This window comes from Paenibacillus sp. 1011MAR3C5 (assembly GCF_003591485.1).
Classification (GTDB): domain Bacteria; phylum Bacillota; class Bacilli; order Paenibacillales; family Paenibacillaceae; genus Pristimantibacillus.
Genome location: NZ_QZCF01000009.1, coordinates 1 through 13,463, shown reverse-complemented (window position 1 = coordinate 13,463; position 13,463 = coordinate 1). Strand labels below are relative to the sequence as shown.

The following is a 13,463-nucleotide window of genomic DNA, read 5'->3' as shown; positions in this document are numbered from 1 at the left end:
TTGGTTAGCGGGCTTGATGCTTATCTGGCCGTATGGCGTGGTGGCATCTGTCCGGATATGAAAAAAACTGTTTCACCGGCAGCGCTCTGCCAGCGAAACAGTTCTCTATTACCCTGCTTTAAGCATTTCCTCGATATTATCACTGGAAACCGGCGGGCTCCAATAGAATCCCTGCATTTCATCACATTGATGCCGCTTCAGAAATTCCATCTGCTCCTCTGTCTCCACGCCTTCGGCTATAACCTGTATATTCAGGTTATGCGCCATCGCGATGATGGCAGCCACAATCTCCGCATCGCTAGGGTCTTGCTGAATATCTCTAACGAATGAGCGGTCGATCTTCAGACGGTCAATCGGGAAGTTCTTCAAGTAGTGGAACGAGCTGTAGCCCGTTCCGAAGTCGTCTACGCTAATGCCTACGCCCAAGTCCGTAATCGCCAGCAGGCAACGCGATACCAGTCCTACATCGATCGTCATCGACTCCGTAATTTCAAGGTCCAGATACTTCGGCTCCAGCCCTGTCTTCTCCAGCACCTCCGCAATGCGGCTTGCCAGATCATGCTGCAGGAATTGGCGTATGGACAGATTGACTGCCACCGGCATGGGCTGCAATCCTGCATCCTGCCACGCTTTATTCTGGCGGCAAGCTTCCTCTAACACCCAATCGCCGATCTGAACGATCATGCCGCTTTCTTCCGCAAGTGGAATGAACGTCCCTGGCGATAGAAGCCCCCGAACAGGATGCTTCCAGCGAACCAGCGCTTCGACGCCTACCATACGACCGCTGATCAAATCATATTGCGGCTGATAGTGAAGTATGAATTCGCTTCGCTGAATGGCCCGATACATCTCATGCTGCAGCTTGAGACGCTCAAATGAGGAATTGCTCCAGCTGTCGGAATAAAGCAGACAATCGTTTTTGCCGCTTTCCTTCGCTTTGACGAGCGCCATATCCGCTTTCTTGAATAGCGTATATCCGTCATCCTGATTGTTCAGGCTTGTGACCAGACCGATGCTGGCCGTAATATGTAGAGGGAATCCCTTCAACTCGTAAGGCTCCTCGATCGATTTCAGTATGCGCTTGGAATACTCCAGAAGCTCATCCTCGGATTGAATGGAAGTGATGAGCAAGGCGAATTCGTCGCCTTCCATTCTGGCTACGAAGTCTTGATCCGACAGCCCTCTGTTCAGCCGCTCGGCAACTTGCATCAGAAGCATATCTCCAAATTCCCGTCCGAATGACGCGTTCACAAGCTTGAAGCGGTCAAGATCCAAATAGCAGATCCCGACAATCCGTTCGTCTTCCTTAGCTCTGGTCAAGCTTTCTGTCAGCTTCATTTGGAATAATGTGCGATTAGGCAAGCCCGTCATGTCGTCATAGTAAGCCATGTATCGAATACGCTCAACATTGCGCTTCCGGTCGCTTAAATCCTGGCTGATCATGACCGTCCCGATTACTTCACCCTCCTGCAGCATTGGGGCATAGACTACCTGCAGCTCAAGTGGAAATCCCGAACGATGCGTAATATGGATATTGTTCTGGTTCGTCTCTCCGTTAAGCGCCTTGTCTATCGATTCTTGAAGCTGTACTCTGCTGGCTGGATCAACCATACGTATCATGGGCTCCCCAATCATCTCGGACCGTTGGTAGCCCAGCATGCGGCTGGATGCTTCATTCATCTCCACCAGCTCGCCCGCCCGATTCAAAACGGCGAGAGGAACGGCTTCAGAGCGAAGCAGCGTCTCCACGATGGCGGTATGGTATTTATGGAAGTTGCCCATTGAATTGCGTTTGAAGAAGACGATGACAGCTGTGGCCAGCAGCGAGGCCGCTACAGCAAGAGAAGCCCATCTGTACATCGCATTGGAAATAACCAGAAAGGACACCATAATCCATATCGCTGCCATGGCCGCTATACAGGAGCTTATCGCCCATGATTCACTTAGCATCAGCAGCTTGCGCGGCTGCTTCTTCGTTTCAGCCAAATCTCCCATTCGTTTCGCCACACACAAACTTCCTTCCTCTTAAGTCGGTCAAGTGATAGCTAGGTACATTATAAACGAAATGGATGAATTGGCATAGAAATATTTGCTAACATTCTATAAATAAAATCCAAAAATGATCGGTTTCTGTCGAAAATCATTCGATTATATGACAATAATACTCACTTCGCCGCTTGTTTGGCCGCTCCCACGATTACAAAGACCCAGCCTGCAATCATCGCGACTCCGCCAATAGGCGTAATCATGCCCAGCTTCGAGAAGCCTGTCAACGTCAAAATATATAGGCTTCCGCTAAAAATAATCGTACCGGCGAAGATCAGCCTTCCTCCTGTCAATACCTTTCGGCTGCCGCCAATAACCTTGTCCAGCAATGCGATCAGCATAAGCCCGAGCGCACTGTACATATGGTATCTGACTCCGGTCTCGAATACATCGAGGTAATGATCGGTTACCTTGCCTTCCAATCCATGGGCTCCGAAGGCGCCAAGGGCAATAGCAAGCGCAGCATTCACAGCGCCGATTATAAAATATTTTGGGAACATCGGTTTTCATTCCTCTCATTATTGTGTATAATTTTACCAAACTGTTGGAAGGGGACTACATCACAATGAACGACAATCAAAATCAGCACGATCAGCAGCATGGACAACAGCCTGACCAGGGCCAGGCTTTCACCGGATTTTCTCCGGCAGGCGGCGTTCCTTATGGCCAGGGGCCTATCGTCAAGAAACATTCCGGACTCGGTATCGCGTCCTTTGTATTAGCTTTGGTTGCGCTGCTTACTTTTATATTATCCATTATCCTAATCGCGTCCAGCTTGCCTGAGCTTATGAACATGACTTCACCCGAAGAGTTTCAACAACGGATTATTGATAACAACGGTGAAGGTTTCGAAGGATTAGTCATCGGCAGCTTCATTATTTTTCTGGCCGTCGGCATAGCCTTTATTGGATTCGTGCTGGGTATTATCGGACTTTTCATGAAAAACCGCAAGAAAGTATTCAGCATCATCGGTACCGTGCTGAACGGCTTGATTACGATCGGCTCCATCTTTATGTTGATTCTCGGCCTTGCGACCTCCATCTAACAAAGCCGACTGTTCCTCTTACAGACCCGCATGGACTCGCCCTATCTGCGAGCCGGCGGGTCTTTTTCATGTGCATGGCTTAATGCTTCAGCAAGATAGCGGTCCGGCTGAAGCCCTCTCTGGACTTGCTCACTTCCAGGCATGCGGGGAAAGCCTCCTTTAATTCCGTGACGTGGGAGATCACCCCGATCATTCGTCCTGCTTTCTGCAAGTCGACAAGTGCCGCTACTGCTTTATGCAGCGACTCCTCGTCGAGAGAGCCGAAGCCTTCGTCAATTAACATCATCTCGATGGAGATCCCTCCTTGATGCGCCTGAATGACATCCGTCATACCGAGTGCAAGACAGAGGGACGCATTGAACTTCTCGCCACCCGACAATGACTTAACATCGCGGAGCTGGCCCGTATACGCATCGTAAACATCCAGTCCCAGTCCGCTTTGCTTCCCCCTCGTCTCCAGCCTGTCGCTGCGCTGAAGCTCATATTGTCCACCCGACAGCTCCTTCAGCCGTACATTCGCCATGCTCAGAATCTGATCCAGATATTCAATGAGAATGTAGCGCTCGAAGGACATTTTCAGTGCATTGTCCCCCTTTAGCATGGAATAGAGGTCAAGGACGCCTTCCATTTCCTGTTCCAGTCCAGCCATCTGCTCGCCAGCACGCCGGATCGATCCGGCAAGCCGAATCGCTTCCTCTTCATATCGGAGCGACCGGCTTTCCTGGGCAACGGAGGCTTCATAGTTATTCTTCGTGGACGCAATAGCGGACATTAGCTCTTCCGTGTCTTCTCTGGGCTTGTTCACCAGCTCTTGATCCAATGTCAGCAACCTCTCTCTCACCGCAGCAGCAGCGGAACGATAAGCTTCGATTGCCTCTTGTACCTCTCTGCTTTCGGCTTCATTCATGAGTGCCGAGCGATACGCATCAAGCGAGGAGAAGCCCGCTTCCAGCCATTGCTGCTCAAGCCGCTTGGCAGTGCTGGCCGCCTGCTCCTTCGCTTCCGACAGCGCGCTTGCAGCCTGCTCGGCATGCGCCTTGCTCTCTGACACGCTTGAGGCTGCCCTATGAAGCCGCTCCTGAACATTCGCCCAAGCCTGCTCCATGCGGCGGAACAACGCGGCTTGTTCCATTGTCCGAGCTTCCAGCGCATCCGGACTTCTCAGATTGTCTGGAATTCGCTCTAATTCCTTCTCCAGCGAGGCCTGTCCTGCCGATCGATCCACCGCAAGCTGCTGCAGCTCCGCCTGCAACCTCTCCCGCTCCGGCTCGAGCCGGGCGATCTCTTCTTCCGCCTTTCCCAGCGACTCTCTCCATTCCTCAGCCCGTTTGGCGTCTTCTTGCAGCTGATCCGCTGCTTCCTTATGCTGTCGCCACTGAATTCGCAGATCACCCTGCCGGTCCCGCATAATCTCCAGCAACCGCTCGGCTGAAATCCCTTCCTCCAGCACGATGCCAAGCTCTTCGAGCTCCTCTTGCAAGGCCGAATGGGAAGCAGCGGCCGAGGCAGCCTGAGCTTTCGCTGAGATTAGCTCATTCTGAATCGCAGTTAGCGTATCTTTGGTATGCTGCAGCTTTTCCTTTGATGGAAGCTCACCGCCTTCTGCATGGGCTTTGGACGGATGCTCCGTGCTCCCGCAGACCGGGCATGCCGCTCCTGCTGTCAAGTGTACGGCCAATAAGCTTGCTTGCCCCTCCAGCCACGATCTCTCCGCACGCTCATGCTCGGCCAAGGCCCGCTCCAATGCGCGCGTACCCTCTTGCTCCTGCTGAACCCAGCGAGCGCGCTCTTCGGTCACATCCAACAGGCGTTTGACCGTTTTGCCTTGCTGTTCCACCGTTCTCAGCTTTTCCAGCACACCCGGAAGCTTGGCGGCAGATACATCCATCTCCTTAAGCTCCGATTGAATCCGCGCTCTATGTTCACGCAGATGAACCATTGATCGTTCGTTAAGGGTTAACTTCTCTCTCGCTTGCGTCTCCAACCGGGTCAATTCGCCGACCCGCTTCTGCTGCTCGCTTAACGAAGCCACAATGGGCTTAAGCTCTTGTAAACGGACGAGCTCGCGTTCGGCACTGCGACGCTGCGGCTCCCTGTCCGCTTCCTCGCGATGAGCTCCTTGCGCATTCGCCCACTCCGCTTCTGCAGAACGAAGCGCCGCTTCTCGGCTCTCCAGTGCCTCCTGCTTGCTTCGCCTTGCCTGTTGAGCCTGATCGGCCTGCTCCTGGTAAGGAAGCAGCGACGACGCTTTTTTTGCAAGCTCCAGCCTTTGCTCTTGCTGCTTGAACGCAGGCTCCTGCTCCACAAGCCCGGCCAATTGCGTTCGCTTTGCTTCCAGCTCATCATGCTTGGCATTAATGTCTTGCGCTCTTCTAAGCTGCTCTTGCTTCGCATCCATCTCTGCCGACAGCTTCAGCTTGCTATCGCGGGCATACTCCGCTTGCTCCCGATAATGGTCGGCTTCGCCAGTCAAGCCTTCCCATACTTGCGCTGTGCTATAGATCTCCTGTGCGAACGTATTCGCAAGCTTGCTGTCCGCTCGGGTCGGGAACGTCTCCTGCGCTTGCCGCATCATCGCGGAAGAGGCTGACCGCGCTTCTTTCAACCGGTCTTGCAGCTCGCGGTTACGCTGATGGAATCGTGCTTCCAGTTTCTCGTACAGCTCCGTACGGAATATACGACGCAATATCTCTTCCTTATTATCGGTATCGGACGTAAGCAGCTTGCGGAACTCGCCTTGCGGCAGCATGACGATCTGGCTGAACTGATCCTTGGTTAAGCCGACAATCGCAAGCAGCCTCGCGTTCACTTCCGTCGCGATGAACCGGTCAACATCCGGAATGGCAATACCGTCCTTCAGCTCATACAGCTCGGTCTTCTCGCCCGTCTCGCTCCGATTGCCGCCCTTGCGATGCTTCATTTGACGATGAATACGATACTGCTTGGCTCCTACCGAGAAGTCCAGCTCAACAGCCGTATGCGTATCATCATCCGCGAAGTGGCTGCGCAGCATTCGTGGATCGGACCTGTCTTCGCCGCTTGCTGTCCCGTACAAGGCGAAGCATATCGCGTCAAAGATCGAGGTTTTCCCCGCTCCCGTATTGCCCGATATGACAAAAAGCCTGCGGTCGCCAAGCTTCGTAAAGTCGATTATTTCTTCATCCCGATAGGGGCCAAAAGCTCTCATCATCAATCGCAGCGGTCTCATGCTTCACCTCCGCTTGCTTGCTGAAGCGCGCCCAATTCCCGTTCGAACAGCATCCGCTTCTCCTTTGTCAGCGGAATGCCCTTCACTTCTTCATAAAAAGCGGCAAACAGCTCTGCCGGATCGCTTTCGCTGCGCATTGGCGCAGTATCCGTACCAGCCGTCCCCGATGCAACAAACTCCACAGCCGCCGTCCTTGTTCGTCTCTCCACATGCATCGCATTCGGGTAGATGGCTCTCACCTTCTCCATCGGGAACAGGACAGGATGATCGCTTAGCAGCGTGACAAAGACGTAATCGTTGCATACCTCATGCTGCTCCAGCTCCTCCAAGGTCGCCTCCACCCGTCTCATATCGCGCAGAGGTCGCAGCTCTCTCTTCTCCACTGTCGCTTGACCGTGCTTGTCCAGCTCTACCATGAGATAGCCCTTGTTATGTTTCTCTTCCGAAATCGAATATTTCAACGGGGAACCCGCGTAACGTATATGTTCATGCCGCACATAGTGCGCCTGATGCAGATGGCCTAGCGCCACGTAGTGGAACGGGCGGAAGTGAGCCGCGCTCACATGCTCCGCGCCGCCAATTGCAAGCGGACGCTCCGATTCACTCGTATTATCGGCGGATTCTCCAGATGGGGTGACGAATGCATGTCCGACCAGAACATGTCTGGCAGACGGGTCCATCGACTTCCCAAGCCGGCTCACAACCGCACGCATAGCATCGTCATGCGTTCGAATGGATTCATCGCCTAGACGATGTCTGATTTGAGCAGGGTCCGCGTATGGAACTAGATGAAAGTGAACCTCGCCATGTTCATCGCGAAGCACAACAGGCTGCCCGTCTTCCCGCAGCTGGCCCGCAAGATACAAGCCGCGGCTCTCCATCATGCTTGTTCCGAAGCTGATCCGGTCAGGACTGTCGTGATTGCCCGAGATAGCCAGTACTGGCGTTTCCAGATCGATTACAATCCGCCGAAGCCCTTCATCCAGCAGTTCAACCGCCTCCGTAGGCGGTACAGCTCTATCGTACAGGTCGCCAGCGATGATCACCGCATCCGGCTTCTCGATCCGAATCGCGTCCATCATTTGCTCCAGCACATGCCTCTGGTCCTCCGTCATATAAACACCGTGGATCAGCTTGCCCAAATGCCAATCCGCCGTATGTAACAGCTTCATTCCTTCACTTCCTCTCCCGCGGCTTGCCGCCGCAGTCCTTCCTATTATTCTATCACCATGGCGCGCTACGTAGCTAGGTTTTTGGGAGGCGGCAGCCGTGGCTTATCTGACAGATTAATAGAATTGGACTCAATTCGTTCACATAACCGCTCGCCACTTGAATATATTAATTAACAACAAACAAATAAGCGAGGGAGGTGCTCCGAAAATGAGTTCAGCTGACAACGGCATGTTCATGGTTTCACGCGAGGATTGGTCACTGCACCGGAAGGGGTATCAGGATCAAGCCCGCCATCAGCAAAAGGTACGCGAGGCCATTAAGCAAAATTTGCCCGATCTGTCCAACATCGACATGAAGTGGACCATTATCGAAAAATCACGCCGCACTGCCACGTCTGGGCAGCCCGGCATCCACGACATCAGCCCCGATGATCTGCGCTTATTGAGAGGAAACCATCAAGCCGCAGTCCAATGCCGTCATTCTGGTCATGATGGACACCTCGGGATTCATGGGTGCGGCATAATTAACTAATAGGTCAAGAGGTGATGATATGGCTTCGGAAAAGCTTTTTATTGTCTCCCGGGATGATTGGTCGCTCCACAGGAAAGGGTATTCGGATCAAGCGCGGCATCAGCAGAAAGTGCAGGAAGCAATTCGTAATAACCTCCCCGATCTGGTCTCCGACGAAAGCATTGTATTATCCGATGGGCGCAAAACGGTGAAAGTCCCTATTAAAAGCCTCGACGAATCCCATTTTATTTATAACTACAACAAAAAGCAGCATGTCGGACAAGGAGATGGCGATTCACAGGTAGGCGACGTTCTCGGAATTGATCCTCAATCGGCGAAGAAAAGCGGCAAGGGCGAAGGCGCCGGCGATCAGCCGGGAGAGGATTTAGTAGATACGGAAATCAGCATCGACGAATTAGAGGATATGTTGTTCGAAGAGCTCGAGCTTCCGAATTTGGAGGAAAAGCAGAAGGAGCAGCTGCAGACGAAGGAAATCGTCTTCTCTGATATTCGAAAAAAAGGGATCATGTCCAATATCGACAAGAAACGAACACTAATTGAAAATCTTCGCCGAAACGCAAACGCCGGCGTCTCCGGCATCGGCGGCATTTCTCCAGATGACCTTCGTTATAAAACATGGACAGAAATCGTCAAACCGCAATCCAACGCCGTTATCCTAGCGCTCATGGACACATCTGGAAGCATGGGCTCGTTCGAAAAGTATTGCGCCCGAAGTTTCTTCTTCTGGATGACCCGTTTCCTTCGCCGTAAATATGAACACGTTGAAATCATTTATATCGCTCACCATACAGAAGCCAAGGAAGTTACGGAAGAGGAGTTTTTTACTCGTGGTGAAAGCGGCGGTACGATCTGCTCTTCTGCGTATCAAAAAGCACTGGACATCATCGATAGCAGATTTCCGACAGCTGCATGGAACATCTACCCGTTCCACTTCTCGGATGGCGATAATTTGACCTCTGATAACGAACGCTGCGTCCGTCTGATTTCACAATTAATGGAACGCTGCAATATGTTCGGCTACGGCGAGGTTAACCAATATAATCGGAGTAGTACATTGATGTCGGCCTATAAGCATATTCAGGATAAGAAATTTATGTACTCTATAATTAAGGAGAAAGGTGAGGTCTATAAGGCATTAACTACTTTCTTTTCTAAAAAGCAGATTCAAACCTAAGGTTTCGAAAACCCGCCGGTTATCATTTATCGGGGGATGGCATATTGTTCCTTAATGATTCATCAAGTTTGAAGTATAGGCAGCCGGTCGCTTTGGCCGGCTGCCGTCAATGCGTATGAATCCCATTCTTCATCGATAATCGCCGTCTTCCGGACTACTACAAGATTAACCATTCGACGAAAACATCGAGTAGTATACAACTTGATCTAATAAAAAATTTTATTTTTGTCGTATTTCTGATGCTTCCCGCCACTGTTCTTCTGTTCCTACAAAAAAGGTAACTTTTTGTGGGAAGATTTCACCACTTGAACTACCTCCGGATGAAGTGTTCACCCCATGTATCATTGGACTAACTGTTCGAAATTCTATTAGTTTTCCATTGCGATCCATATAACTAAAATCCATCGGCCCGGAGAAGTTTTTGGTTGATGTTAACATTTTTCCGGACTCTGGGACATTGTAAATGTATTTTTTGCCTTCCTTTTTCAATGCAGGATACCCAGGCTGTTCATATATAATTTCGACCCATCCGGTAAAACCTTCTGGCAATATGTATTTGTGTGTTATCTTATTCTCACTAATGGATAGTAGTATAATAACTCCTGCTGCCATGCAAACGATAATTAGTGTAGACACCCACATAACCATATTAAACGCACGCGATTTCTTCACCATAATCACCTACCCCACTTGCAATTTCGCCGGAAGTTCCCGTTTCCTGTATACCGGACCTTTTTTATACTAAACGTGTTTTGCTAATCTAGATAATCCCACAACCGGACAGGGTTTACCTGGCGTCTAAGTGTTGATCTACGCTTATTCATTCCCTCGGCATCGAGAATCTAACAGCTATCGGGCTAATTGCATGATACAACCGATTACTCAATTCCTTAAGGCTTATTTTATCATATGGAAACGGCACATCCGAAGTGAAACCGGAAGATTGGCGGCTGCTGTATGCCTCTGCACACGTTCAAGCCCCCGGCGTCTGATCGCCGGGGGCTTGAACGGTTGTTTGCGGGACTGCAGACAAGTTAAGGCGCATCTTGCGGTGCCGGTGCTGAGGATGGTGCAGGCTCCGCGGTCTGTGTCAATTCGGGCAGGCTCTTGAACGCATAGCCTTGCCTTCTCGCCTCATCAATGATGCTCCCAATCGCATCCGCATTATCCTGCGACACGGAATGCAGCAGCAGGATCGCGCCTGGGTGCAGCTGCTTCGTTACTTGCTGGAAGGCATACGAGGCGCCCTTTTGCGCCCTGACATCCCAGTCCTTGTACGCGATCGACCAGAAGACGCTGGTGTAGCCTGAGCCTTTGCTCGCAGCCAGTACCTTTTCGTTAAAGATGCCTCTCGGCGGTCTCAAATAAGTCATTTCCTGCTGTCCCGTTACTTCACGTACCTGCTCCTTCACCTTTTCAAGCTCGGATCTGATTGCTTCTTCCGATAGCGTGGTCATGTCAGGATGGCTCCAGGAATGATTGCCGATAATATGCCCCTCCGCCGCCATGCGTTTCAGAAGCTCCGGCTGATCCTTAATATAATGTCCGGTAACGAAGAACGTGGCGGGAACCTGTTTTTCCTTCAGTACGTCCAGGATTTTGGCCGTCAGTCCATTTTCGTAGCCGTTATCGAAGGTCAGAAAAAGCTCCTTGCGCGATGTATCGCCCAAAAATAACGCGCCATGCTTCGTTATAATGGGCTTGAAGCCTTCTTCATCAATCGAAGGCAGCCTGCCGTCTACACTCTTTTTGAATCCGAAATGAAAGGCCCCTGGCTGTGCCTGAACGGCAATAGGCCCTGCAACAACAGCTGCAATCAGAGCGGTCGCTGCGGCCAGCTTCATGATCTTTCTGTACAAAATGAACGCTCCTCTCAAACCCTATTTTAACGTTGGCCAATCGGTTCTTGCTCGTTCCATCGACCTGCGATTACTATTTCCTTTATTCCCCTGAGCTATTCCAAATGATTCGATCCAGAAGGGTTGTTTTCCTGTGCTAATTTGCTACACTGATTACAAGGCCTCTGCCCTCGCAGGTGGCCTCTATTACTATCCAAGGAGGAATTGGACATGAGAAAGACAAATCGCTTGACCTTCCATGCACGTGCCAAACATATAGGAGGTGATATCTACTATGAACCTTAGGTCTGAAGATAAAGCGTTGAAGGAGACGTACATCCGACAGCTTATTTCGCTGCGTGATGAGAAGGATCTTTTTCTTGGCGCGTATTTCCCCGAGTTTGGAAGCCGACGTACCCAAGTGGAGAAGCTGCTCTCTTCCTATACCCGCATGCTGGAACATCTGATAGATCGTCCTTCTAACGAATGGCGTAATTTTGTGCTAATCGGATGCGGCGTCACGGTTACGTACATGGATGACGGTATGACCGAATCCTTTACGATTGTATTTCCGGATGAAGCTCAACCTGATATTAATCGTATTTCTTTCTTTTCACCTATTGCGGAGCAACTGCTCATGCGCTCATGCGGCGATCTTGTCTCGATGAATACGAGCATGGACGCCTACCAGGTTCGAATCGACCGGATTTGGTCCAGTGAAGAAGGTGTCGAAGAGGAACGGAGAGCTGCTCCTTGAATCTTCGGAAAAGCAAATTGCCCGGCATTGGCGTCAAATACATGCTAAACACAAAAAACGGCGTTGAAATGGTCATTGTGATTCACAATGACCAAAGACGCGAGATGTATCATATGAACCTTGATGAGGTCATGGAATTTGCTCCATGTAGAACTGGATGACGAGGAAGCCACTACATTCTCGCAGGAATGGCGGTAGCCCCGCATGCGTCTCGTTCCTGGATCATTGAACTACATGGAAAGGTCCCCGGTTATCGAGTTTATGAGACGCATCGCATTTTATTTTTATTAGCAGTCTATTCTCTTAGGCTGCTCTCATTGTCAGCGGGATTATTACTAACTTTTCTACAGCTATCGTAGCCACGGTGCTTTTCGATCTGAAGTGAACAGCGTATCCGGAGACCGAAATATTATGGCATGATCATGTTCGACGATCTATTTATCGCGATTCACATATCGATTCTATCCGGTTTTGTTCTAAGCGGAGATACTTCACTTTCATGACGATGCTCTTCCTTAAAGGTGGGTATCCGGTGTATTTGTCTAAGGTTCACTCAACGTGGGCTTTTCACTCGTATGCCGAGGCGAATTCTCCATCATAATGGCTCATATCGGCATAGCAGGAGGCTATATGCCATCCGCTCAATCCTTTGCCGTGCTTTATGTACTGATCCTTGAAGTATTCGGTATTGGACCCTTCTTGACGAAGGAGCCCCTACATATGTACGGTTGGTTCCGACGCGTATTGATAAGCGCAGTCTAACTAGAGCTGGCTGATCATTTCACTTCAAGACGCAAAAACACAAACACGCAGAAAATGGCTTTGTCGCCGCTATTCTGCGTGTTTTCATTTTTCATTAACGAAAACAAAAAAACCGACACTCGATATGAGTTCGGTTGCCTTGATTAATTGGATGGTCGGGATGACACGATTTGAACATGCGACCCCCTGGTCCCAAACCAGGTGCTCTACCAAGCTGAGCTACATCCCGATACTATGGAGCGGAAGACGGGAATCGAACCCGCGACCCTCGCCTTGGCAAGGCGATGCTCTACCGCTGAGCCACTTCCGCAAAAAAAATGGTGCCGTCGAGAGGACTTGAACCCCCAACCTACTGATTACAAGTCAGTTGCTCTACCAGTTGAGCTACAACGGCAAGTAGGTTTACATGATGTCAATAGAAATGGATTGGTTGCGGGGGCAGGATTTGAACCTGCGGCCTTCGGGTTATGAGCCCGACGAGCTACCGGGCTGCTCCACCCCGCGTCGTTAATTAAATTGGTGACCCGTAGGGGATTCGAACCCCTGTTACCTCCGTGAAAGGGAGGTGTCTTAACCCCTTGACCAACGGGCCTAGCTATGTAGAAAAAGTTCGTACGGAGAAGGAGGGATTCGAACCCTCGCACCACTTACGCAGTCTAACCCCTTAGCAGAGGGTCCCCTTGAGCCACTTGGGTACTTCTCCAGGAAATGGCTCCCCGAACAGGACTCGAACCTGTGACAACTCGATTAACAGTCGAGTGCTCTACCAACTGAGCTATCAGGGAATATGGCGTTTTTCGCAGGATACGCTTCCTGAATCGCTTCAGAAAAGACACAACCATGCATTTCAAGATGTTTTGCACCTTGAAAACTGGATACGAAAGTAACTGTTGAATCATCCTTAGCAGTAGGATAAGCCCTCGACCGAT

9 protein-coding genes, 7 tRNA genes and 2 pseudogenes are annotated in these 13,463 nt (G+C 50.7%); 5 read left to right on the top strand and 13 right to left on the bottom strand.

Translation table 11 applies throughout. From position 1 onward, the window contains the following. Window positions 1-108: 108 nt before the first annotated feature. Together D3P07_RS22135 and D3P07_RS22130 are read right to left on the bottom strand one after the other, a co-directional pair. Window positions 109-2,007 (bottom strand): putative bifunctional diguanylate cyclase/phosphodiesterase, encoded by a 1,899-nt coding sequence (locus tag D3P07_RS22135; RefSeq protein WP_259391643.1) that lies wholly within the window; start codon window positions 2,005-2,007, stop codon window positions 109-111. A gap of 158 nt (window positions 2,008-2,165) precedes the next feature. Next, window positions 2,166-2,546: a DUF423 domain-containing protein gene (locus tag D3P07_RS22130; protein WP_119802428.1), complete on the bottom strand. Its 381-nt coding sequence runs from the start codon at window positions 2,544-2,546 to the stop codon at window positions 2,166-2,168. A gap of 65 nt (window positions 2,547-2,611) precedes the next feature. Between D3P07_RS22130 and D3P07_RS22125 the strand changes: the two genes are divergently transcribed. Next, window positions 2,612-3,091: a hypothetical protein gene (locus D3P07_RS22125; RefSeq protein ID WP_119802427.1), complete on the top strand. Its 480-nt coding sequence runs from the start codon at window positions 2,612-2,614 to the stop codon at window positions 3,089-3,091. Window positions 3,092-3,170: 79 nt separating this feature from the next. Here D3P07_RS22125 and D3P07_RS22120 read toward each other — a convergent pair whose 3' ends face one another. Continuing rightward, the gene (locus D3P07_RS22120; protein ID WP_119802426.1) at window positions 3,171-6,299 is read right to left on the bottom strand and encodes an AAA family ATPase; all 3,129 of its coding nucleotides are present in this window, start codon (window positions 6,297-6,299) and stop codon (window positions 3,171-3,173) included. Continuing rightward, complete coding sequence (locus D3P07_RS22115) at window positions 6,296-7,471, bottom strand: exonuclease SbcCD subunit D (protein WP_119802425.1); 1,176 nt, start codon at window positions 7,469-7,471, stop codon at window positions 6,296-6,298. The genes D3P07_RS22120 and D3P07_RS22115 overlap by 4 nt, the downstream gene beginning before the upstream one ends. A 208-nt stretch (window positions 7,472-7,679) precedes the next feature. On the opposite strand from D3P07_RS22115, the pseudogene D3P07_RS28050 reads away from it, so the two are divergent. After that, a pseudogene (locus D3P07_RS28050) lies at window positions 7,680-7,989 on the top strand (hypothetical protein); the annotation flags it as partial. Between the two features lie 33 nt (window positions 7,990-8,022). Then, on the top strand, window positions 8,023-9,177 hold the full coding sequence (gene yhbH / locus D3P07_RS22105) for a sporulation protein YhbH (RefSeq protein WP_119802424.1): 1,155 nt from the start codon (window positions 8,023-8,025) through the stop codon (window positions 9,175-9,177). Between the two features lie 219 nt (window positions 9,178-9,396). On the opposite strand, the gene D3P07_RS22100 is transcribed toward yhbH, so the two are convergent. Continuing rightward, entirely contained in the window at window positions 9,397-9,852 is a 456-nt protein-coding gene (locus D3P07_RS22100) for a DUF6843 domain-containing protein (RefSeq protein WP_119802423.1), read from the bottom strand. 359 nt (window positions 9,853-10,211) lie between these two features. After that, the gene (gene pdaA / locus D3P07_RS22095) at window positions 10,212-11,021 is read right to left on the bottom strand and encodes a delta-lactam-biosynthetic de-N-acetylase (RefSeq protein WP_119802661.1); all 810 of its coding nucleotides are present in this window, start codon (window positions 11,019-11,021) and stop codon (window positions 10,212-10,214) included. A gap of 289 nt (window positions 11,022-11,310) precedes the next feature. Between pdaA and D3P07_RS22090 the strand changes: the two genes are divergently transcribed. Together D3P07_RS22090 and D3P07_RS27685 are read left to right on the top strand one after the other, a co-directional pair. Beyond that, window positions 11,311-11,772 (top strand): GreA/GreB family elongation factor, encoded by a 462-nt coding sequence (locus D3P07_RS22090; protein WP_119802422.1) that lies wholly within the window; start codon window positions 11,311-11,313, stop codon window positions 11,770-11,772. Further along, a pseudogene (locus D3P07_RS27685) lies at window positions 11,769-11,897 on the top strand (cation:proton antiporter regulatory subunit); the annotation flags it as partial. The gene D3P07_RS22090 and the pseudogene D3P07_RS27685, both read left to right, overlap by 4 nt. A 789-nt stretch (window positions 11,898-12,686) precedes the next feature. On the opposite strand, the gene D3P07_RS22080 reads toward D3P07_RS27685, so the two are convergent. The 7 genes from D3P07_RS22080 to D3P07_RS22050 all read right to left on the bottom strand — a co-directional run bounded on the left by D3P07_RS22080 (window position 12,687) and on the right by D3P07_RS22050 (window position 13,319). Next, a tRNA-Pro gene (locus D3P07_RS22080) sits at window positions 12,687-12,763 on the bottom strand. Window positions 12,764-12,769: 6 nt separating this feature from the next. Further along, a tRNA-Gly gene (locus D3P07_RS22075) sits at window positions 12,770-12,844 on the bottom strand. Between the two features lie 8 nt (window positions 12,845-12,852). Next, a tRNA-Thr gene (locus D3P07_RS22070) sits at window positions 12,853-12,928 on the bottom strand. A gap of 33 nt (window positions 12,929-12,961) precedes the next feature. Then, a tRNA-Met gene (locus D3P07_RS22065) sits at window positions 12,962-13,038 on the bottom strand. A gap of 13 nt (window positions 13,039-13,051) precedes the next feature. Further along, window positions 13,052-13,126 (bottom strand) — tRNA-Glu (locus tag D3P07_RS22060). 23 nt (window positions 13,127-13,149) lie between these two features. Further along, window positions 13,150-13,237 (bottom strand) — tRNA-Ser (locus D3P07_RS22055). A gap of 6 nt (window positions 13,238-13,243) precedes the next feature. Then, window positions 13,244-13,319: transfer RNA gene (locus tag D3P07_RS22050), tRNA-Asn, on the bottom strand. Window positions 13,320-13,463 lie beyond the last annotated feature (144 nt).

Excerpts from the sequence above, each read along its gene's own strand:
- D3P07_RS22130 (WP_119802428.1), bottom strand. The coding sequence starts at position 2,546 with ATGTTCCCAAAATATTTTATAATCGGCGCTGTGAATGCTGCGCTTGCT.
- D3P07_RS22125 (WP_119802427.1), top strand. The coding sequence starts at position 2,612 with ATGAACGACAATCAAAATCAGCACGATCAGCAGCATGGACAACAGCCT.
- D3P07_RS22120 (WP_119802426.1), bottom strand. The coding sequence starts at position 6,299 with ATGAGACCGCTGCGATTGATGATGAGAGCTTTTGGCCCCTATCGGGAT.
- D3P07_RS22115 (WP_119802425.1), bottom strand. The coding sequence starts at position 7,471 with ATGAAGCTGTTACATACGGCGGATTGGCATTTGGGCAAGCTGATCCAC.
- yhbH (WP_119802424.1), top strand. The coding sequence starts at position 8,023 with ATGGCTTCGGAAAAGCTTTTTATTGTCTCCCGGGATGATTGGTCGCTC.
- D3P07_RS22100 (WP_119802423.1), bottom strand. The coding sequence starts at position 9,852 with ATGGTGAAGAAATCGCGTGCGTTTAATATGGTTATGTGGGTGTCTACA.
- pdaA (WP_119802661.1), bottom strand. The coding sequence starts at position 11,021 with ATGAAGCTGGCCGCAGCGACCGCTCTGATTGCAGCTGTTGTTGCAGGG.
- D3P07_RS22090 (WP_119802422.1), top strand. The coding sequence starts at position 11,311 with ATGAACCTTAGGTCTGAAGATAAAGCGTTGAAGGAGACGTACATCCGA.